Source organism: Mesorhizobium sp. M0001, assembly GCF_040324255.1.
GTDB lineage: Bacteria > Pseudomonadota > Alphaproteobacteria > Rhizobiales > Rhizobiaceae > Mesorhizobium.
The window spans coordinates 53597-75635 of the sequence record NZ_JAMYVS010000010.1 but is presented as its reverse complement, the minus strand read 5'-3'; the positions used below and the strand labels follow the sequence as shown (position 1 = coordinate 75635).

16 protein-coding genes are annotated in these 22039 nt (G+C 64.3%); 3 read left to right on the top strand and 13 right to left on the bottom strand.

Going from position 1 to position 22039, the window contains the following annotated elements:
* Positions 1-186 precede the first annotated feature (186 nt).
* From tssM (NKK50_RS24105) to tagH, 3 genes are all read right to left on the bottom strand, one after another.
* On the bottom strand, positions 187-3708 hold the full coding sequence (gene tssM, locus NKK50_RS24105) for a type VI secretion system membrane subunit TssM (RefSeq protein ID WP_352519179.1): 3522 nt from the start codon (positions 3706-3708) through the stop codon (positions 187-189).
* Positions 3705-5231 (bottom strand): type VI secretion system protein TssL, long form, encoded by a 1527-nt coding sequence (gene tssL, locus NKK50_RS24100; protein WP_352519180.1) that lies wholly within the window; start codon positions 5229-5231, stop codon positions 3705-3707. Before tssL ends, tssM (NKK50_RS24105) begins: the two co-directional genes overlap by 4 nt.
* Before the next feature lie 250 nt (positions 5232-5481).
* Positions 5482-6504, bottom strand: a complete 1023-nt coding sequence (gene tagH, locus NKK50_RS24095) for a type VI secretion system-associated FHA domain protein TagH (RefSeq protein WP_023692193.1) — start codon at positions 6502-6504, stop codon at positions 5482-5484.
* 271 nt (positions 6505-6775) lie between these two features.
* Between tagH and NKK50_RS24090 the strand changes: the two genes are divergently transcribed.
* From NKK50_RS24090 to NKK50_RS24080, 3 genes are read left to right on the top strand one after another with little or no spacing between them, the layout of a single operon-like run.
* Positions 6776-9109: a type VI secretion system Vgr family protein gene (locus tag NKK50_RS24090; protein WP_023815182.1), complete on the top strand. Its 2334-nt coding sequence runs from the start codon at positions 6776-6778 to the stop codon at positions 9107-9109.
* 7 nt (positions 9110-9116) lie between these two features.
* Entirely contained in the window at positions 9117-9542 is a 426-nt protein-coding gene (locus NKK50_RS24085) for a DUF6484 domain-containing protein (protein ID WP_023682625.1), read from the top strand.
* Positions 9543-9552: 10 nt separating this feature from the next.
* Positions 9553-10716, top strand: coding sequence for a hypothetical protein (locus NKK50_RS24080; protein WP_023704807.1), 1164 nt, complete (start codon positions 9553-9555; stop codon positions 10714-10716).
* 33 nt (positions 10717-10749) lie between these two features.
* Here NKK50_RS24080 and NKK50_RS24075 read toward each other — a convergent pair whose 3' ends face one another.
* From NKK50_RS24075 to tssJ, 10 genes are all read right to left on the bottom strand, one after another.
* A complete protein-coding gene (locus NKK50_RS24075; RefSeq protein WP_023815183.1) occupies positions 10750-11796 on the bottom strand; it encodes a hypothetical protein in 1047 nt (348 codons plus the stop codon).
* Complete coding sequence (locus NKK50_RS24070; RefSeq protein WP_023682622.1) at positions 11784-12875, bottom strand: DUF2169 family type VI secretion system accessory protein; 1092 nt, start codon at positions 12873-12875, stop codon at positions 11784-11786. The genes NKK50_RS24075 and NKK50_RS24070 overlap by 13 nt, the downstream gene beginning before the upstream one ends.
* A 3-nt stretch (positions 12876-12878) precedes the next feature.
* Positions 12879-13358 carry a hypothetical protein gene (locus NKK50_RS24065; RefSeq protein ID WP_352543948.1) on the bottom strand — a complete coding sequence of 160 codons (480 nt, stop codon included), beginning with the start codon at positions 13356-13358 and terminating at the stop codon, positions 12879-12881.
* Positions 13359-13376: 18 nt separating this feature from the next.
* Positions 13377-13826: a hypothetical protein gene (locus NKK50_RS24060; protein ID WP_023682620.1), complete on the bottom strand. Its 450-nt coding sequence runs from the start codon at positions 13824-13826 to the stop codon at positions 13377-13379.
* 3 nt (positions 13827-13829) lie between these two features.
* Positions 13830-14696: a DUF4150 domain-containing protein gene (locus NKK50_RS24055; RefSeq protein ID WP_023682619.1), complete on the bottom strand. Its 867-nt coding sequence runs from the start codon at positions 14694-14696 to the stop codon at positions 13830-13832.
* Positions 14697-14701: 5 nt separating this feature from the next.
* On the bottom strand, positions 14702-15238 hold the full coding sequence (tagF, locus tag NKK50_RS24050; RefSeq protein WP_023815184.1) for a type VI secretion system-associated protein TagF: 537 nt from the start codon (positions 15236-15238) through the stop codon (positions 14702-14704).
* The gene (gene tssM / locus NKK50_RS24045; protein ID WP_352543947.1) at positions 15220-18759 is read right to left on the bottom strand and encodes a type VI secretion system membrane subunit TssM; all 3540 of its coding nucleotides are present in this window, start codon (positions 18757-18759) and stop codon (positions 15220-15222) included. Before tssM (NKK50_RS24045) ends, tagF begins: the two co-directional genes overlap by 19 nt.
* 1 nt (position 18760) lies before the next feature.
* Entirely contained in the window at positions 18761-20086 is a 1326-nt protein-coding gene (gene icmH / locus NKK50_RS24040; protein ID WP_023823515.1) for a type IVB secretion system protein IcmH/DotU, read from the bottom strand.
* Between the two features lie 4 nt (positions 20087-20090).
* Positions 20091-21425 (bottom strand): type VI secretion system baseplate subunit TssK, encoded by a 1335-nt coding sequence (tssK, locus tag NKK50_RS24035; protein WP_023825972.1) that lies wholly within the window; start codon positions 21423-21425, stop codon positions 20091-20093.
* A 160-nt stretch (positions 21426-21585) separates the two neighbouring features.
* Positions 21586-22038 (bottom strand): type VI secretion system lipoprotein TssJ, encoded by a 453-nt coding sequence (tssJ, locus tag NKK50_RS24030; protein ID WP_023673710.1) that lies wholly within the window; start codon positions 22036-22038, stop codon positions 21586-21588.
* Position 22039 lies beyond the last annotated feature (1 nt).

Sequence of the window (22039 nt, the reverse complement as noted above, 5' to 3'; positions counted from 1 at the left end):
CCGTAGCTCTCAAAGGCGGCATCGTTCACTTGCCTACGCTCCGCAACGCCTTGGCTGACGTGCCTGGCCAGTCTGCCACAGCCCCATTCATTAGAGTATCGAAATCTAAGCCGCTGATGACGGACGGTGTGGTGCCGCCGCTGTCTCTGCGTCCTGCAATCTTTGGTCCTGCCATGCAATTCCCCATCAGAAAGCCTTCGGACAGCTGAAGGCGGAAAGCGCCGGCAGCGTGAATGGGTTGCCGTCCTCCCCGGTCTTGATCGTGTAGGCGACATCCCGTCCGCCGATGACGAAATGCGCTTCGAGACTGTCGCCATTGGCGGTGACCTGTCCCTTGTCCAGCAATCGTTTCAACGCCCAGGGGCCGTCGAATTTGATTGCGGACTCACGGCCGGGCAGCTCCGGCGTCAGGCTGAGACTGGCCGAACCGGTCTTGCCCGGCCACGGAATCAGGCCCGGCGTGTTGCCGGCCTGGGTGGCCTGCAACACCTGGCCGTCGATATTGAGCAGCGCCATGTCGGCATCGCCATGCAGCGACAGCGGCGTGAAGGTGATGTTGATCGACGGCGCCGGCCCGCCGAGCGGAAAGAAAGCCGCGCGGATTTGTGCCGCGAGCTGAAAGTTCTTCAGCGTCGATTTCGCCAGATTGCGGCCGAACCTGGTGTCCTGTTTCCAGTCCCAGTCCTGGCCGCTCATGTCGACCAGCGACGCCAGGTTCTGCGCGAAAAACCGGTCGAGAACCCCGCCCGGAGAAAACAATCTCGCAAAATCCGCCATGGCGACATCGTCGGTGCCGGCGGGGGCGAATGGAAAGCGCCCGGCAATCACCTCTTCGCACGGACGGCCAACGGTCTCTTCCAGCATCTCGTTGAGATGCGTGGTCGATGTTTCGGCGACGGTGCCCTCGAAATCGTCCGCCGCCGCGCTCACCATCCTGGCCAGCGCCTTCGGCAGCCGCGAGGCATTGGCGCGCAGCGTCGAGATCTGCAGCTGCAGATTGGCGTTGGCCTGGTCGGTCTGCGCGGGGACATCGGCCGCCAGCCGCACGCTTTGGTAGATTTCGCGGAAATTCTGGGTCAGAGCGTCGAGCGGCCGCTGCCCCGGCGCCCCGGCCACCAAAGCCTGGAAAGACCGGAACTGGGCTTCGATGTTGGCGCCGGGATCCTGGTTCTGGGTGCTGACAAAGGCGGTCCCGGCCCTGCTCTGCGATTTGCGCGCCGCAATCTCGATGCCGATGCGGGCGAGGCCCTTGGCGCGCGCGGCGATTTCCTGGTCGCTGTCTTGAGACGGCGCAGCCGGATTGCGCTCTTGCGTCAAAGCTGTTTCGCGCGCGATCGCCTCGAACAGCTGCATCAGCGGCGAACTCGGTGATCCCGCTGCGGACAGCGCCAGATATTGCGGTTTGTCGGCGGCCATTGCCTTGAACTTCAACCTGTCGAGCACCTCGTTCCACGCCGCCGCAAAGCCCTTGCCATAGCGATCGAGCAGCTCCGGGCCGAGCTTGAGCAGTTCCTGGTCGAAACCGCCTTGCTCGCCGCTCGAGCCGATCACCCATTGATCGTCGACCAGCGCCTGCGCGCTCCTGGCAAGTTGCGCCAGATAGAAGTCGAAGCCGGCATGGGTGTAGAGACCGGGGACGCGAAGGCCGGCGAGATCGTTTCCGTCATTGCGCTCGAACAGCATCGGCGCCTCCGCGCCGGCTTGCGATGACACCGAAAAATCGTCCAGCGCCGCCGCATAGGTGGCCGACTGGATGAGCGCGGTGGCGCGATCGGCAAGGCTCATGCGGCCGAGCGAGCGCTGGGCGGATTCGACCAGCGCGCGGTTGAGTTCGAACGAGGGATCCTGGTCATCGTCGAGGGCCAGCATGGCGCGCAAATGCTTCTCCAGTTGCGCGCGGCCGTCGCGATTGTGGGCGCCGGGATAGCGGTTCTGTTCCCAGTCCCGCTTCAGCCAGGTGACGACCAGCTCGTCATCCACTTTCGGCGCCTTGCCGCCCAGCATCAGGTAAATCTTCAACGGCTCGTACAGCGCCATCGGATCGGCCATCCTGGCCTCGATCGTGCGTTCGAGCTGGAACAGCAGGCGCGAGCGGAACATCCGCTCCAGCCCCTGCCGGTAGGCGGTCTCGGAGGCCGAAAGGATACGCTCACGCTGGCTGAGGCCGAACGTCGCCGTGGCCGGGGTGGGCTGGTCTCTCGTATCGTAGCCGGCCGGCAGGCCGCGCAGCGCATCGAGCGCGCCGATGACGGTTTCGAGGTCGGCATCCAACACCGTCGTGCTGGCCAGCAGCGGCGCGGCTGTCGCGCGGTATTGGCCTGCCGCCTGGCCGGTCGCGGCGACCAGCGATTTGTTGGTCGTAAAGCTCAGGCCGAGAACGCCAAGCGCGGCGATCGCTATGGCCGCGATCGCTGTCAGGCCGGCGTAGCGGGCGATCGCAACGCGCCTGTCGGCCGCCCTGTCATAGGACACCCAGCCGGACTCGGCGAAAATGACGCGGCTCAACAGATCGTGCAGGAAGAAGCTTTTGCCGGTGCCGGAAAGATGCGCCTGGGCATTCCTGCCGAAACTGCGGCCTATGCTGCCCAGCAACTGGTCGATCGGCGTGCCTTCCTGCGTGCCGGAAGAAAAATACAGGCCGCGCAGGGGGGCGTTCAGCTGCTTGCGCGTCGGCTCGAAAACGCCCTCGAGGAAATTCACGATCCGGCCTTTCAGCGCACCGAGCTGCGCGGCGAAGCCGAAAATGGCGATGCGCGCGACCGGATCGGTCTCCGCCTGCAGCCGCTCGCTCATCTCTTCGGTCAGGCGCTTCACCAGCGCGTCGAATTCGGCTGGCGCTTCTGCGACCATGTTCAGGCCGCGCTCGGCGGTCTGGAAGGTCGCGCCCCACACCTTGCGCCGGCGTGCTTCGTCGAAACCGCCGAAATATTCCATGAATCCGGAGACCAGGTCGGCCTTGGTGAACAGCACGTAGACGGGAAAGCGGACCTTCAGGACCTCGTGGATTTCCTGCAGGCGGCTGCGGATCTCGGCGACACGGGCCGCCTGCTCTCCGTCCGCCATCAGATCGGCAAGGCTGATCGCCAGGATGACGCCATTGATCGGCTGACGCGTCCGGTGCCGCTTGAGCAGCGACAGGAACGCCAGCCAGCTTTTGCTGTCGGTCCGTGCATGGGAATCCTGCGTCGTGTAGCGCCCGGCCGTGTCGATCAGCACCGCCTCGTCGGTGAACCACCAGTCGCAATTGCGCGTACCGCCGACACCCGCCACCGGCTGCGCCTGGCCCGACCCGGCAAGCGGAAAGTTCAGGCCGGAATTGACCAGCGCGGTGGTCTTGCCGGCGCCCGGCGGGCCGATGACGATGTACCAGGGGACGTCGTAGAGGAAGTTGCGCTTGCCGCTCGACTGCCTGAGCGTCGCGACTGCTTCGTTCATGCGAGCTTCCAGCACCTTTGCATCGCTGCCGTCATCCTCGGCGCTGGCCATGGCGGCCTCCAGCGCCTTCTGCGCCTTGCGCCTGCGCCAGAACCGGATTGCATAGATGATCGCCACCGTTCCGACGACGATGCCGATGATCGCTGCCCGCAGCCAGATGGGATCCAACGGCCGGGCGCCGGCAAAGCGGATTAACGGGCCGGCGTACCAGACCGCGGCGGCAAAGCCGGCGAGCGCGAGCGCGCTGAAGATGCGCAGCAGCCAGCCGGTCACAGCATCTCCTCCCGCGGGATCATTACATCGACACGGCGGTTTTTGGCGCGGCCGTCCGGCGTTGCATTGTCGGCGATGGGCTCGTCCTCGCCCTTGCCCTCGACCTTTGTCCGCGACGGATCGCTGAAATGCGCTGCGATCATCTTTTCCACCGACTGGGCACGTGCGACGGAGAGGTCGAAATTCGATTTGAAGGCGCTGGTCTTCTTCGGTTTGACGTTGTCGGTGTGGCCGACGATCCGGATCGGCCCGCGCTCCGCGTCGAGAGCCGCCGCGATGCTGGCGGCCACCGGCTCGAACTCCGGCTTGACCTCGGCTCGTCCCGACTGGAACAGCAGGGCGTTGCTGATTTCCACGATGATGAAATCACCCTTGGTGCCGACGCTGACGCCGCCGCCTTCGATCTCCTTGGCCAAGGCAGTGCGGATGCGATCGACCTGCGCAATCGTCGTTGGCGCTGCGACGACTTTCACCTCCTCGGTCAGCGGCACGAAACCGGTGCGCTCGATGGTGACCGGCGTCGCCGGATTGAGCGCCAGCAACTCGCCGGCAACAGCCTCGCCATCATTGGTGATGAGCACGCGCAGCGTGAAAAAGGCTGCGGTCAAAACTGCCGCGGTTGCAGCGGCTATGGCCCAGAGCGGAACCCGCCTGGAGCCTTGCGCCGATGTGACCGACAAGCCTTGCCAGCGCGGCGAAATGTCGTCGTCACCGAGGACGCGGAAATAGGCTGATGTCTCGTAGGCGTCGCGGCGGACCCGTTCGAGGCTCTCGCGCGGCTGGCCGCGATACTGGCCTTCGAAGCCAAGCGACAGGCAGACATGCATCAGCTCGATGAGATTGCGATGAGGTTCCGGCGTCGCCAGCACCGTGTTCAGCGCCTGGAAAAAACCGGCGCCGGTGGGTTTGACCTGGAAGAAGCGCTGCAGCATGGCGTGCTGCGCCCACGCATCCCGGCTGGAACCGGGCAGATTGGCGACGATATCGTCGGCGGTTTCGCAAAGCACATAGCTGGCGATGCGCGCATCCTCTTCCGAGGTATCGGTCCTGGCGATCTTGCGGTCGAAATCCTCGATCAGGCCGGCGACATGCTGCGCCAGCGGCTCGGCCGGTCTTTCGACAGCCATCAGCCGCAGATGCCCAAGCAGTATCAGCAAGGGCGCCGCGGCAGCGACGATCGGGTTGGCCGCGCCATAATCGACGGCATCGCTGGCGCCGTGCAGCGCATCCCATGGCGTTTTCCCCGCCGTCCCGGCTGAGCCGTGAACGGGCGGATCGGCCGGCGCGTTGGCGAAGGGCGTTCCCTGATAGATCACCGTCCCCGTGACGTCGGACGGCGGCTGGCGGCCGGCGTTGGGATCGAAAACCGTGGGTTCCGGGACGCTGGCAGGGGCGATCACCGTACTGCCGGGGGCCGGCGCATCGCGGGCGAGAACCGTCTTTTGCTTGCGGCCGGGATTGGGGCGGCTGGGGCGGATGACGGTTTTGCCGGTCGGATCGAAAGGATCATCCTTCGAGCTCATCGCCGATCCCTGCCTCTACGCCCGCGCGCCGCGACGCACAGCGCCATGTCCGCGCAAACGCGGACCGCAGGACGCTATCTCGCCGTGACATGACATGTGCCGCAGACCCCCGAGGTCGACCAACCGTACCCGCGTGCTCAATCGTCGTATGTGATCGTAGTCTCAGAAGGTTGCGATGGAAACCCGGCGCAATTTTGGTGGCCGGCCCGTGCTCGGGTCGCCTTCACGGTGTCTTCAGCGGTGCGCGGGCTTAGCCCTTGCCGGTCTTCTGTTTGGCGGCCTTGGCATAGGCTTCACTGAAATAGGTGAGGAATATGTCCAGCATGCCGTTCTCGTGCGCTTCCTCCTTGGCCCGCCAGGTCGCGACCAGCGCGTCCCAGGCGCGCGTCTTCTTCGAGGCAAAGGAGGATGGCGGCAGTTTTTTCGCAATCGCCTCGGGCGACAGATCGTCAAGCAACCGCGACAGCGCTGCCTGCATGGCGGCGAAGGTGGCGAATTCATGTGTTTTGAGGTCGTGGAAAGCGTCTTCGATGCTGTGCCTGGCATCGAGATAGCCGGCCCTGCGCCGCGCGAACATGATGTCGAGGATTTCGTCTGTCCCGGGCACGAACTTCAGCGGATTGTTGTCGGCGGAATTGATCATGGTCCGGTCGCTGGTCTTGGCCAGGACTTTTGCAGCGGCGCGCGCCTTCAACAGCAACACCAGCTCGTCGACGACGATGCGCAGCACCGCGCCGATCTCGCCGGCTACCTCCTGCGGTTGGCGCAGCAAAAGCACCTCTGGCGGAATGCCGGCGCCGGCGGCAATCGCGCGCAGGATCTCGTCGGCTTGCTGCGGCCGGCTGGAGACCGAAGCGGGTGGCGCGGTCGGTGACCGTGGCGATGCGACATGGTCTGGAAAGGATCCGGCAACTGGCATCTGCCGTTGCGTCGAACCATGGCCACCGAAGGCTGGGTTCCCGTCATCGATCGACACCGAGACGATATAGCGGCCGATCCGGAGCCGGTCACCTTGCGCCAACCGATGCGGGCCGGTCAGGCGCTGGCTCGACCCGTTGACGAATGTGCCGTTGCGCGAGACGTCGTGGAGAAAAAAGGCGCCGCCTTCGTAGCGGATTTCGCAATGTCGGCCGGAGATGAACTTGTCCGGATCGGGCAAGGTCCAGGCGCAGTTCTCCCGCCCGATCTCGAAGCCGCGGTCGCGCGATGCGTAGCCGGGCGGCAGCCCGGCAGGCAGGACATCGACATTGCTGATCTGCAGACTGATGAACATGCGCTATGGACCGTCGACCGCTGCCGTTTCCATTGATCCGATGTGCCACAGTCTAGCAGCTTGCGGGCACAGCGGGAGAGCGGCGTTTCACACTGGCGAAAGCGGCGCAAACAGCAACGGCCTGCCGCTTGTCCTCTTTGGTCTGCCATAGAACATGTGGTAGGCTCAACATGGCTTGGGTGGCAAGTTGCGAAATATCCCTGAACGTGAGGTCGTTAACACAAGAAGGGCTTCGAACCTGCCACACTAGCGCTCAGGAGGGGCACGACCCATGCCGAGTGAACAACGCGCCGCGCTTGTGCAGACGCCGGTCGGCGCCGAACTGTTGACTTTCACGCATCTCGTCGGCCGCGACGAGATCAGCCGCTGCCTTGCCTACACCGTTGGATTTGTTTCGACCAATGCCGATATCGACCCGCTGAAGATGCTGGGCGGCGCCGTTTCGATCGAAGGCGAGGCCGACCCCAAGCGCTGGTTCAGCGGCCTCATCGCCGAGTTTCGCCTTACCCGCATCGAAGATCGGCTGGCTCACTATGAGGCGGTCGTCAGGCCGTGGCTGTGGTTCCTCGGCAATACCACCGACTGCCGCATTTTCCAGGACAAGACCGCCGTCGAGATCGTGGAGGAGATTTTCTCCAAATATGGCGGCATCGCCAAGTTCGAGAAGCGCTTGCAAGGCTCCTATCCGCCGCGCGAATATTGCGTGCAGTACGACGAGAGCGACCTCGATTTCGTGCAGCGGCTGCTCGAGCATGAAGGCATAATGTACTTCTTCGAGCATGCCGAGGGTGAGCACACACTGATCCTGGCCGACGCCATGAGCAAGCTCAAGCCGGCGCCGGGCTATGAGACGGTGCTATATCAGTTCGAAGGGCAGGGCTCGCGCCGCGACGTCGAATACATCACCGACTGGATTCCAGGCAGCGCGGTGCGCCCCGGCGCCTATGCCCACACCGATTATGACTTCGAAAAACCCGCCGCCGATTTGATGGCGAAGTCGGCGCAGCCCTTCGGCCACAAGCAGGCTGCCGGCGAGAACTATCGCCACCCCGGCGCGCATCTGGAAGTCGGCCGCGGCGACAGCCTGGCGGCGATCAGGCGCGAAGAAATCCAGGCGCCGCATATGCGCATTGCCGCCGTCGGCACCGTGCGCGGCCTGTTCTCCGGCTGCACCTTCAAGCTCGACGGCTTTCCGCGCAAAGACCAGAACAAGGAGTATCTGGTCGTCAGCGCCGAATACCGGCTGTTCGATCCGGGCTACCGCGCCGGCGTCGACACCGATGGCGAGAATTTCAAGGTCGTGCTCGGCGTGGCGCCGACTTCAGTCGCCTATCGGCCACCGCGCATCACGACGCGGCCGATCATGCGCGGGCCACAGACGGCGACGGTCGTCGGTCCGTCCGGCGAGGAAATCTTCACCGACAAATATGCCAGGGTGAAGGTGCAGTTCCACTGGGACCGCCTGGGCAAGAAGGACCAGAAGAGCTCGTGCTTCGTGCGCGTGTCGCAGACCTGGGCCGGCAGCGGCTGGGGCTTCATCCAGATTCCCCGCATCGGCCAGGAAGTGATCGTCGATTTCATCGAAGGCAATCCGGATCTGCCGATCATCACCGGCCGGGTCTACAACGCCTCGCAGATGCCGCCCTACGGGCTGCCCGGCAACGCCACGCAGTCGGGCTGGAAATCCAACTCGTCGAAGGGCGGTGGCGGCTACAACGAGCTGATGTTCGAGGACAAGGCCGGCTCCGAACTGGTCAATTTCCAGGCGCAGAAGGACCATCACCTTCTGATCAAGAATGATCGCCAGAAGCTGGTCCAGCACGACCAGTCCGACCGCATAGACCACGACGCCAAGCACTCCGTCGGTCACAACCTCGACGAGGACGTCGGCAACAACAAGACGGTCAAGGTCGGCGTCGACCAGACGACCAATATCGGGTCGAACGACACTGAGACGGTGGGCAAGAACCGCTCACTGACGGTGGGGGTCGATGAGACGATCAACATCGGCTCGAACTCCACGGAGACCATAGGTGCCAACCACACCCAGACGGTTGCAATCGTCCAGACGGTGACCGTTGGCGCGGCCCGGGTCGATTCGGTCGGAGCATCCGAGACCCGAACTGTGGGCGGTCCGCAGACGAACACGATCGGTGCGACGCGGTCGGTCACCGTAGGTGCTGCGCAGAGCCACGATATCGGCGCGGCTGATAGCTGGAACATCGCGGCGGCGCAAAGCGTCAATGTTGGCGCCGATCAGAGTTTCACCATCGGCGGGGCACAGTCGTCGCAGATCGGCAAGGGCAGGTCGGCAAAAATCGCTGCGGACGACGCAACCGATGTCGGCGGCGGGCACGCGCTCAAGGTCGGCAAAGGCAGCGGAATCCAGATAGCCGAGGACAGTGTGATCAAGGTCGGCAAGAATCTGATGATCGAGGCGGCCGACTCGATCACGCTCAAATGCGGTTCGGCCTCGATCACGATGAAAAAGGATGGCACCATTGTCGCTGATGGGAAGGATATTACCCTCAAGGGCAGCGGCAAGATCACCGTCAAGGCCGACGGCGAGGTGATCGTCAAGGGCAGCACGATCAACAACAATTGAGGGCATCATCATGGAAGTGCTGGAGCGTATCGACGGCGTCGTGATCGGCCTGCTGATCGGCTTCCAAGGCGGGGCGCCGCTGGTTGTCTTCGTCGGCAATCCGCGCGAGACCGCGATAGCGGCGCGCAGCCTGACGGAGCTGGACGTTTCGGCCGTCGGATCCGAACTGGCTTTGCTCTTCGAGGGCGGCGACCCGGCGCGGCCGCTGGTGGTCGGGCGCATCGTCGATCCTGCGCCCCGCGGCAGGAGCCTCGAAGTCGTCCGCGACGGCGAACGTGTCGTCATCAACGGCGATGAGCGCATTGAACTGCGCTGCGGCCTGGCATCGATCATTCTGGAGAAGAATGGACGCGTGACCATTCGTGGCACCCAGTTGACCAGCCAGGCCAGTGGCACCAACCGCATCCGCGGCGGGGCCGTGCATCTTAACTGAGGCATTGCCGATGCACAGCATCGCGACCATTGCGGCGATCGTGGACCAACACGCCGAGGACGCGGCGTTCCTGTGGCTTCGACGTCGTCTGGAGATCGACGGTCCAATCCTCGACGAGACCGATATCGGCCGCATCGACCAGCGTCTCGAAGCCAATCTCGAAGGGCTCATGGCAGCCGGCAAGGCCGGTTGGGAAGCTGCTCAAGCGCGCTTCGCCGACTACGCCGAACCGGGCGAGATTTTCGTGCTTGGCACTCTGGCAATGCGTTGGAGCGATGCCAAATTGGTGACCTCTGCAATCGACGCGGGCGCAAGCCTAGGTGACGCCGGCATATCGAGCCTGTCTGCCGCGATCGCGCGCACGCCGGGCGAAAACCTGCGCCCGTTCGTGGCGCAGTGGCTGGACACGCGCGACGCGCGGCTGCGCTGTCTTGGGCTATCTGCGCTCTGGCATCATCGCGTCGATCCGGGACAGCGCCTGCATGATCTGGCCAGCCATTCCAATGCGAACGTGCGTTGGCGCGCCGTCCGGCTCGCCGGCGTGCTCAGGCGGCGCGACCTGCTTCCGGAAGTCCTGGCTGGGCTTGACGGCGAGACAACGAAAGAACGTCTTGCGGCCGCCTTCGCTGCTTGCCTGCTTGGCGAGGCTCGGTCCGCGCACTCGGTGATCGACAAGATCGTGCTGACGGAGACGGACCATGCGCAGGCGGCGATCGAGTTGCGCCTGCTGACGACGCCGCCGAAGGCCGGCAAGGCCTGGCTGCAATCACGTCTCGGACAGCCTGTCTTGCGCATCGCGGCCACGGCATCGATCGGGCTGCTCGGCGACCAAGCGGTGGTGCCGTGGCTGATCGAGAAGATGCGCGAGCCGGAACTGGCATCCGCAGCGGGTGCAGCACTTCGCGATCTGTTCGAGGTGGACTTCGGCGACACCGACCTTTTCGTTGCCGATCCAGCTGTTCTTGGCGAGGGCTTTGCCCAACTCGACGACAGCTCGCTGCCGGCCGCCGATCGCGTCGAAGCATGGTGGGACGAAGGGCGCGGCGGGCGCAACCATCGTCTGTTCCGTTCGATGCGCAGGCTCAGGGTGGATGCGTTGCGCGCGGCAATCGCCACGCCCGAGGCGCCGCTGGCAGACTGGCGCAGGACACGCAAGTTCCCGGCGTGGATGTGATCGCTTTCGCCGAGGGAAGGCTTGTCCCTCCGTTCAGCGTTGGCGGAGGTCGGTAAGCGCGATCGCCGACCGGTTGCCACCCTCGGATGCAAGCTCGCAGGCTGCGACGCGGCCCGGCGCGTAACCGCTTATAAAACTGTCGGCCGCCAGCATCAGAACAAGTGCCGCACTAGCGGCTCCAATGTCGCCGACCGTCATCGCAGGGTAGGCTGTCGGGAATATCTCGCGGTGCGTGCGGTAGAAGCGCGAGCGACCGACCAGTTGTTCGAGCCCGCTGTACCGTTCCCCGTTTCCATTGCTGACAAGGAACTCGATATCGGGTTCCTTGGGTCCGGACCCGCTGAAGGCAGCAAGCAGCGAAGCCACCATCGCACGGCCTTGACTCTGGCGTTCGGAAAGAACGCTGTCGATCTCTTGAGCCAGGCCCGCCCCGCAAATCATTGCAGCCGGCCCGCTCCCCGGCGCTCGCGTCAGGCGCACGAAGACAGCGCCCTCGCCAGGGACTGCCCCTTGAGCATTGTTTTCGGATTTCAGACGATTGGCTCGCATCAAGCGCGCAATGTCGGTCCCGTTGACGAGGCTGTCCACACCACCCAGCAGCACCTGCGCGACGGTCCCGGATTCTAGCATGTCGCCGGCATAGTCGAGCAGTCCGGCGCTGGCTGCGGCACCGCCGTCAAATACGCGCGAGCCGGCATTGAAGCGCAGGCCGCATCGCTCGAAAATGGCATTCAAAAGGCGCCCCCGCTCGACCTCTTCATACGCCGGATGGTCGCGGAAACTCTCCGGCAGCGCGAGCAGAACAGCGGTGTGGTCCGGCGTTGCCTTGTTGTCGAGCATCGCCTCCTTGAGAGCGCGGGCGCCCATGCTGGCGAGCCATACCCCGTCATTGCGTCGCAGGCCCGCCTTGGCTGGAATGCGTGCCACGATCTGTGTGGTGGGAAACGGCTCTGAAAGAGGCACCTCCTGAAATGCTGACAGGTTGGCGCGAATGGCTGAGATGGTCTGGCGCGCGTTCAATCCAGCAGGCGTGACGGCGCCACCAACCGAGATGTAGAGCGGCCGCTTCACGGCTGCCACGCCGAGCGATCGCGCAGGGCCCCGTCGCCGCCGAGAAGATTGAGATAGAGTTTTCGCTTGCGGCGCGCATTGATCCAAACAGGAGAAATGTGGCCGAAGGCGATTTCCCGCAGCGCCGGCACGTTGCGCCGGATTACCACTGCCAAACGAGCCTTAAGGGTCACGCGCTTCAAGTCAGGCTCGATGAGCACGGTGTCAGGCTTGAACGCGTTTTCTTCTACACGATCGTCATAAATGAGCCGAAGCGGGGCCGTGATGCGCGGCAGGCGGAAATCCCATCTGCCCGAAGCCGTCATGCCGATCACCGTGATATCCTCGCCGTTGCCGATGCCGGCCATCTGCTGATCGGCTGGGGCGCACATATAATGCCGCGTGTCGAAGTCTTTGGGAGCGAGCGGCCATTGGGATTCGAGCCAAGCCTTGTCGTAGGTTCCGGCGAAAGCCAGGCGCGGTTGCCAGCCCCGGCCAATCGTCCCGAATCCCGCCGGCCTCAGGGATTCCCCAGGTCGGGCTTGCGCTTCGCCCGGATACATGACGTTGGGCGCCTCGGTTCTGACCGCAGGATCTGCAGACCGGGCGTTATGGTACCCCACGCCGACTGGATTGCGCTGGTCCGTGCGCAAGTCTTCCAAAGTGCCGCCATAGGTGCGTTCATAGACGATCGGCATGGTCCGGAAAGGCGCCGGTGCGCTGTAGCCGCCGGAGTCGTAGATCCGGTCCCCGACGACCTGCAATACCTTGCGGATCGAGTTACCGACACGCAGGCCAACCTGCATCTCGCGTACCGGCCTTCCATCCGGCGCGTGCGCGACGCCATTCACGATCACCTCGGCGCCAGGCTTGACGGGCGCGATGTCCGCTTCGTAGCGGGTCGATGAAAGGGCCGGATCGCCAAAAGGCTCATCGCCAAAGATCACCGGCACCTGTTCGGCCGCTGGCTGGAATTCCTTTCCTTCATCCGTCGCCGTGAAACTTGCCGACAGCATGACAATCAGAGTTTCTTGGCCGTCAGCATTCAATTGGACGTGCGTCGCGGCGGCGAAGGGTGTCCTGTTTTCCAGCCAGACATCGAAGGCCATCGTTCAGCACCACCGGCCGTTTTCATCAAGCCCGATCGGCCAATAGGGCATGGCCGTCAGCAGTTCTACATATTCCTTGTTGCCTTCATCGACGACCCATTGCAGCAGGAACACCTCAGGCGCGAGGCGGTCGGCCGCGGGCAGCGTTTCCCCCATCGCAACGCATCGCAGCCAGTATTCCCGCACGAGCCACACCACCGCCGGATGATTCGCCGGGCCGGCCGCTGCATCATCCAGCTGGGCCGTGATCGCTTGATTGACGGTCAGGCCGCCATCGACCAGTTCGTCGAGGCCAGCTTCCCAGATCTCGGAAGCCACCTCGAACGTCTCCTGCAAGTCAGCGAGGTAGGCCTTGAACAGGGACCTATAGGCAGCAGAGGCCTCGCGGCGCGAAAGGCGGATTCCATGATCGGGACCGACAACGTCCTGGGGTGCGTTGAGAAGCCGGTTCAGGCCGAGTTCGACACTATGATCAATCCGCATTGCCATCTTCTTCTAGCCTCAGCACATTTCGAGAGATGGATCCTCGCCGATCGGGACATAGACGAAGTACTTGAAGTACTTGAATAGTTCCGTGTCGTATTCGGACATCATTTCGACCAGCAGCAGATTGGGCGGCACGGGACCGCTGGCGTCCGCTTCGTCGCCATCCTCACCCCAGTTCGATTCATCGTCCTCGTCGTCATCATCGGTCTGTCGGGCGTACCGTTCAAGGTTCAGGCCGTGAACCTTGAAGTAGTGCTTGCGGTAGATCGCCAGAATCCGTGGATGGGCCACCAGCCCGGCGGGCCAATGCAGATTGGCTATGTTCTCACCGGAGGCGTTCAGGCGCTGCTGCAGTGCGCCCCACCATTCCTCGATCGCCGGCATGACGGCGTGGAGCTCTGCGGTCCACGCATCGATTATCGCCGTATAGTCAGCGTCGAGATCGGCAAAACCCGTTGCACTCATCGCCTAGATCCCCCGAGCGTTCATGAACTTCCTAATCGCCTTGTTGTCCACCTTCGACTGCCGGCCCGGCTGGCTGTTGCTGTGGCTGGAGCAATGCGGCCTGACGTAAAGCGCTTTCATCGCATCCTTGAAGCCTTGTGGGACGATCTCTATATTGCATCCACCCGCGTACCACGCTGCCTTCTGCGTCGGCTGGTGATCGGCGATCAGCGGGGCTTCCTTCCCCGAAATTTGCCGGTTGACCTTCGCCTCCAGTCGCTTGATCGCGGTCTTGTTCTTGCCGGTCGTGCGTTTCTTCAACCTGTCAAGGTTACGTTTGCATTCCCAGCATGGCCGGTTCTGAACCTTGGCTTTCTGCGGGCCTGTTGGCTGGGTGTAATGATCGTCGTAGCAATAATCGGTCGTGCATTTCTTCTTCTCTTTCACCAGAAGAGCATTGCGGAAGTTGACCAAGGCGGCGGTATCGATGGTGTTCGGGAGTGGACTTGCCGTGTTCTGCTCCATGGTGTCGCCATGGCGGCAGACACCCTTACCCTCCACCTTGACGACGAACGACCAGAGCTTGAACACTCCCTTGCCCTTGATCTTGTGCGTTATGACCCCCGCGCCGAGGCCTTGGGTGGCCGGCTCGTTGCCGGTGCTGGTCGCAACCTCCGACGAGCTTTCGAGCGCGGTCGGATTGCCTTCGATCTTGACGCTCTTACTGCCTTTGGTGAGATCGCTGGAAGACAGCATGTTGACGTATGGAACCGGAACCGGGCCTGCCGGCGGGGAAGGCGGGCTCAAGCACACATCTCCCGGCGCCACGCCCTTGCCGCCGCTTCCTTTGTGGAAGAAGCCCATGCCTTCAGCAAAGACTGTGCTGCCCATCAGAGCTATTCCGTCTCAGGGCGCGGGGCGCGCATTTTCGGCAGGGCGTTGGCCGCCAGGTCGTGAATATCCGAGAACGCGAACTCATGCACCGACCAGTCGTCGAGCCAGAAGCCAATCCGGTTCGGATCGCCATGGCTGTTGCTGGGCGCGGCAAGGTTGGCCAAGCCTTCGGCTATCCAGGACTGCGTCCTCTGCAATTCGACCGCTTCATCAACGATTGACGCAACGCCGTCGAACCATGCATCGTCAGGTGCCGGTGTAGCCCCAATCCCGATGATCGCGAACGGATAGCGGCGTCCCACGCGGTCCTCGCTCATGCGCCATGCGCCGGCACAGGGCCGGTCGCCGAAAATGCCGCTCTTGACGATGAAGCGCCAAACACGCGAATCCAATTCCCCCTCGTCGGGCCTCTCACGCAACTCCATCGACATCCAGCGGTCCCAGCGGTCGATGAAGGTCCGCGGCAGGTTTACGGCGACGAAATCTCCGGTCGCCGGAATCTTGCCGAAGAAGCCGGTGTTCATATCTGCGGCGGACATGAGAATTTCTTGAACATCTGGAGGTTGTAGGGATTTTCCACGCTCGCCGCCTTGAGCTTGAAATCGGCGTACATGCCTTTCGTTCCGAGCCGCAGGCTGTAGACATCGGACAGCGACGTCCCGGTGAAGCGGCCGCCGCGCAGCATCCTCAGCCACGCCCAGCTTCCCGTCTCGTTGAGCATGATTTCGGGCGAGCCGTCGATCGGCTGGAAGGCGAGCGAGATGACGCCGGTGCCGTCCTTGCCGGGCCAGGTCATCGGTTGCGGTCGCGTCGCATTGTTGAAATAGACCAGGTTCTGGCCATCGAGGTTGAGCGTGACGCGGGTCACGTTGGGCGACAGGTCGGTCGGCTCGAGCGTGAAGGCCATCACCGGGCCCTGACCGCCGGGAAAGAGATCGTCGCGGATGCGCCGCGCCTGCTCGAAGGCGGCAAGTGCGGACGGGTCGAGGCCGAAATCGGCACGCCATTTCCAAGGCTGCGCCGAGGTGTCGACATAGCCGATCAGATGGTCGTTGATGAAGCCGTCGATCATCCCTGCCGGTCCGAACAGGCGGGCGAAGTCGCGCACGTTGACGTCGACGGCACTGTCCGGGCTGAACGGATAGCGGTCGTTGAGCGCGGCCTGGCAGAAGGGCAGGATGTCGGCGCGCCAGATGGCGTTGAGCTCGGAGGCCACGGCCTTCTGCGTCAACCCGCTGGTGTCGCCGGCAATGCCGCTCAGCCAGGTGTTGACCGGGTCGGGCAGGATTTGCGCCTGGCGGGCGACGGCGCCGGTCAGTTCGGCAAGCCCGCCCTGTTTCTTGATCGCGTCCTGCGGGTCGGGATTGGCGGTCACCGTCTGCAGCACGTTGGACAGCGCCGTCAGCGCGACGACCGCGGCATCGAGCGCCGGCGGCTGGCCGTCGACCTCGGCAATCGTGCTCTTGAGCGGCTTGAAGTGTTCGGCCACCAGCGTGCCGGTCAGGTCGACTTCGCTGGCCGATCCTGCGCGCGGCAACAGCTTGGCGCCGGTCTTGACGATCTTGCCCAGCTTGCCGAGTTTGCCCAGCAGTTTCGAGCCGCCCTTCGCCGCCGCCTTGTCGTCAGTCGCCGGCGCGTCGTCCGAGCGGGTGAGGTCGACCTCCTGGACCACCGCCGTCAACAGCCGCTTCAGCGCGGAATCGGCGCTGGAAAGGTCCTTCAGATTCTCGCTGGCAATGTTGAGGTCGCTCAGCGGCGCCAGCCGCATGTCGCGCAGGAAACTATCCCACTGCGCGATGTAATCGTCATAGTAGAGCTTCAGGATATCTTCCGACAGCGCCGACACCGAGGTCTCGGAATTTTCCGAGCAGCCGCCGGCAAACACGGCGCGGTCGAGTGCCGCCTGGGCGGCGACATCCTCGACCCGGTCGAGGATCGCATCGTGGAAGCCGTCATAGGTGAAGGCGCCTGATATGCCGACGCGCAGCGTCTTGTCGGAGCGTCGCGAAAACACCTTGGCGCCGTTCGGCCCGGCGAAATTGGCGGGGATCCATTCCTTCAATCCGGCCACCGCCGGATCGGCCAGCAATTGCTTGTAGGCCCGCGCCGGCAGCGAGATCGTGCAGACCGTTTTCAGCGCTTCGGCGACCAGCGCCTGGTCGGGCGCGATGTAGCTGTCGTCGACCGCCATGCGGCGGATCGCTGCCAGCTGGTGTTCTTCCGCATCGGCTGTCGGGAAGGGCGCGGCCGGCGCGAATTCGGGCAGGTCGTTCACCCACCAATTCTCGACGAAGTCGGAGTCCATCTGAGACAGGCCGGTCATCATGCGGTAGGTCTTGAGCGCCCCCAGCATGAAGTCCGGATCGCGGATCTGCCGCCACATGGTCGCTTCGAGCAACGCCACCATCCGCGGCTCCAGCACGTTGCGCAGAGCGTGGTCATAGGTGTCGGTCTGCGCCCGCATCATCTCGGCCGAAGCCGATGGTCCGAGCAGGTCCTGTGCCTTGTTCGGAGGCGCAGTCCTGGCATTGGCGACTTCGTCCATGGCGGTCAGGGCAACGTCCATAGCCGGCTGCAGCACCGAGGCGGGCGTCGCGGCGGTCGACGTCAGCGGCGCCTGCAGTGCTTCGAACTGGCCGGCTTGCGCGGCGATGGCGTTGCGGTTGTCGTAGTAGGACCAGGTGAACAGGCCGCCGGCGAGTATGGCCGCAGCCGCGCAGGCAGCGGCGGCACCGCGCCAGATCCAGCTGCGGCGGCGCTGCGCCAGCGGATCGAAGGTGCCGAGCCCGGCCTCCTTGAAGATCACCTCGGTCAAAAGGTTCTTGAGGAAGAAGCTGCGCTTCTCGAAGCGCTGCGCCGGCATCGTGCGTCGTGCCGGCAGCCCGAAGGAGGAGGCGAGCGCCGCGGTCAGCCGGTCGATCGGCGCGCCTTCCTGGGTGGCCGAGGTCAGATAGAGGCCGCGCAGCCAGGCTGCCTCCTCGTAGCGGCTCTCGCCGAACATCGCCTCGACCAGCACCTGGATCGGCTCGGACAGGCTTTGCAGCTGTGCGGGAAAGCGGAAGATCTCGGCCCGTTCGGCCAGCTTGTCCTCATCCTCCAGCCGTGGCACCAGCCGCTTTTCCAGCTCCCTCGACAGCGTCGTGATTTCGCCCGCGATCGTCTTGGCGTCGACGCGTGCATCGAGTGGGAAGGTCGTCCCCCACACCTGTTCGCGCGCCGCCGTCGACAGGCCGCCGAAGAAGGCCTCGAAGCCTCTGATCAGATCGGCCTTGGTCAGCATGAGATAGACCGGCAGGCGGATTTCCAGCCGCTCTTCGAGCTCGGCCAGGCGCCTGCGGATCTTGCGGCCATGCGCCTTGACGGCTTCGTCGCCCTCGGACAGCGCGTCGATCCCAAGCGCAACGATGACGCCGTTCAGCGCCCGGCGGCCACGGTGCTTCTTCAACAGGTCGAGGAAGCCCAGCCATTCCACGGCGTCGACATCGGGCTGGCTTTCCTGCTGGACATAGCGGCCGGCGGTGTCGATCATCACTGCGGTTTCGGAGAAGAACCAGTCGCAGTTGCGCGTACCGCCGATGCCCTGCAGATCGTCGGTGAGGTCGATCGGAAAGTTGAGGCCGGACTGGCGCAAGGCCGTCGTCTTGCCGGTCGCCGGCGGGCCGACGATCACATACCACGGCATCTCGCGCAGGAATTTGCGGCCGCCGAGCTTGCGGCGCTTCAGCTCGACCATGACGTCCTGGAACTTGGCGCCAACCGCGGCGACGTTTTCCTCGCCGGGGCTGAGCCGCTTTTCCTCGACCGGGGCGGAAATCTCGGCGACGAACATGCGGTTGGCGCGCATCGCGCGGCGCTGCGCGACGATCAGCCAGATCAGCCAGAAGATCACCAAAAGCGCGATGATGACGATGCGCACCGTCTCCGACGCCATCGGCACATAGTCGCCGACCCGTACGATCGGGCCGAACACCCAGATGATCAGGGACAGCAGCGCCAGGCCGATCAGCGTCCACAGGAAACGCGAAGTCAGGACCGCCCAGAGGAAGCGCAGGATGAACATGTCACAGCCTCTTTTCGACCAGCACTTCGACGCGGCGGTTCAAGGCCCGCCCCTCGCGTGTGCCGTCGTCGGCGACCGGATCGGTTGCGGCCCGGCCTTCGGAGCGCACGCGCTCCTTCGGCACGCCGTTCTGAACCAGGATATCGGCAATTTCCGCGGCGCGGGCTTCAGACAGCCGCTGGTTGGTGGACAGTGGGTTGGTCTTTTGCAAGGGAACGCCGTCGGTGTGGCCGACCACGGTGATATCGCCGATCAACTCCTGATTCTCGAGGATCACCTTGGCGACCGAGGCGATGAGCGGATCGAAGCCGTCTGTCAGCTGTGCTCGCGACGACTGGAAGAGTTCGGGATTGGAGGCCTGGATGACCAGCCGCGCCAGCGACACGCTCTCCGTGCCGCTCAGCGCTCTCTTGAGCTCGTCGGGTGCTGCCGCCTGGAATTCCGGCAGCAGCGCGAAATCCACCGCCACCGGCGGCGGCGCGTCGACCTTCGGCGAAGCGCGGGTGACATCCGTACGCGTCGGCGGCGGCAAGGCGCGAACCAGCGCCGAAAGCTCGACCGCCTGGCTGCTCAGGCTCATCGACAGCCCGATATGAATGGCGGTGGCGATCACCGCCGCTGCCGCAACCATCACCCAGATCGGCACGATGAAGCGCTGCGGTTCGTCGGAGGCGATCACGCCTTTCCAGTTGGGCGAAAGCGGTGCGCCTTCGGCGTCGCTGTCGCGCAGGAAACGCGCCGCGGCCACCCGCACCGCATTGAGCGAACGGTCGCCGGAGCGGCCAGGCACGCGATATTTGCCGCGGAAGCCGAGCGCCATGCAATGATATTGCAACTCCAGCATTTCGCGGTCGCGATTGGGATGGCGTTCAAGCTCTTCGAGCCGGGCGAAGAACTGCGCGCCGGCATCGACGTCGCCGCGCAGCATCACCACCAGCGGCTGGCGTGGCCATGCGCTGGCTCCGCCCCACGGCGTATTCAGCGCCAGATCGTCGAGCAACGCAGCCACCAGCCATGCCGCCTGGTCGGCTCGCTCGAGCGAGGAGCCCTGCACCATCGTGGCGTCGCGGCAGCGCACGAGTTCCTCCAGCAGCCTGGTGCGCAGGGCTTCCGGGTTCTCCGGCGGCTGCGCGTTTTCCAGTTCGGGTGCAAATTCCAGCAGCGGCGAGAACGCGTTGACGAGCACGTTCGGATGCGCGCGCGCGGAGCGTTTCGCGGTCACCCCTGACGCCGGCAGCGGCATGGCGCGCGGCGTTGGCGCTCCGCTCAGCCGAATGCGCGTCCGCTCCCGATCCTCGGACAGTCCGAATGGATCGTCCCTGCTCATCATCTCACCTGTTGACCGAGTAGCAGTCGACCTGCGGTTCGCTGGGCAGCACGCCCGAAACGCCGATCACGAAACCCGGCGCTTCGAGCAGCGAGGCCCAGTGCTCGCTTTTCTGGTCCAGTTCGAGACACAGCCGGTCGCCGTCATAGGGAATTTCGCGCGGCTGCGAATGAAGGGGCTTCAGCGGAATGCCGGGCAGGCGTGATTTCCACAGCCCTTCGAATTCGCTGGCCGAGCCGACCGTCGCCTGGTTGACGAAAATCTTGCGCAAGGCATCCTCCGACAGTTCGGAGCCGATCCGCACCACGATGCGGCTCGCCACCAGAAGTTTCGGGTTGTCGATGCGGATCTTCCACACATTGGTTGCATGGCGCATGACCGGCAGGGCGCGCGATTTCGGCTCGATGTAGCGCAGGCTGAGGATCAGCGAGCGCAGCGCATCGGCCAGCGCCGAATAGGCGGGTCCGGGCGCCATGTGGTCGTAGACAGGCAGTTCGCCGAGCCGCCTTGCGCTCGAACCGTAGGTCGCCATCGAGCCGGCAAGGCCGGCAAGTTCCATGTAGACCTCAGCCGGATGGAAGACATCCTGCGCCAGCATGTGCGCCAGCCGCGGCCGCGCGGCGTTGACCAAATTGAGGATCAGAAGATCCTCGACGCTGCGCCCGGGGCCGCCCAGCACCATCTTGCCATGCGCCTCGGCGATCTGGTCAAGGCCGGTGACCACTTCCTGCAGCAGGCGGCTGTACCAGGACGCCGCGCCGATGACCAAGGTCGGCGGCAGGAAGGTGTCGTCCAGGGCAACGCCGCCATCGGCGCGCACGCCCTTGAGTTCGGCCACCGGCAGCGCGGTGTAGCCGCCGACGGCCGTGCCCGGCGCCAGCAACAGCGCCTGCGGCCGTGCGATCTCGATTTCCTCAGGATCGGAGCCGCCATGCACGGCGTCGCGCACCGAGACGATCCGGCCGCGATAGCGTGCGCCGGACGGCTCGGCGTGAGCCGGGTCGAAGCCGACGCCGCCGGGCGGTTCGAGCGGCAGTGCGATCAGCACTGGCCCCGCGCCCATCTCCGGCGTCACCGCCAGCGGCCGCGGCGCATCCATCGTCTCAGGGATCGCGAACGGCGTCCCGTCGGGAAAGATGCCGCGCGCCGAAAGCACCGAGATCTGGCCGGCATCGAGCTGTGCCTGATCGAGCATCAGCGTTCGAAAGCCGAACGTATGCAGATGCCCGGCCTGCAAGGCGCCGCGCACCGTCGCTTCGAAGAAGCGGTCCTGTTGCTGGAAATGCTGGGTGCGGAGGAACAGTCCCTCCGACCACAGCACCCTGTTTGCATCGCTCATGCCGACACTCTCTGCTTCCTGCTCATCGCCTCGCGCGGCTTTGCGGATTTCGCCGCCCAATGCATGTCGCTCAAAAGTGGTCACGGTTTTGAGAGAACGACATGCATAAAAACAAAGACCTAAAGCGCGTCGCCTGGATCGCGTTCAAACGCGACGCGCTTTAGGCGGAAATGCCGCCGCTGCCGAGCTTCACATTGACGGTGAACTTCGATCCCGGCGAAACCGATTTGGTCGTACGCCAGTTGCGCCCGCCGGGTTCCCTGATCAGCGCGACGAAGCCAAGTGCTGCCACTTCCGGCTCGACCGTGATGGTCTTCGATGCGGTCTTGCCGGGTCCGACGGAAACCGTGTCGGAGCCGATGAGATCGCCGCCAAGTGCCGCGCCGGCACCGCCCTGCAGGGCGAAATAGTCGGCCGAGTTGAAGGCGCCGGTGCTCTTCAGGCGCAAGATCATCACCGTCACCGGCCTGTCGCCGCCGCCCGGTCCCGGGTTCATGCCGGCGCCGCCGGCAAGATTCACTGTGATGACGGATGGTTTCGGCGGGCCGCTCTGGCAAGCCGTCAGCAGTCCCGTCGCCCCGATGGCAAGGATAAATTCGCGTCTGTCGATCATG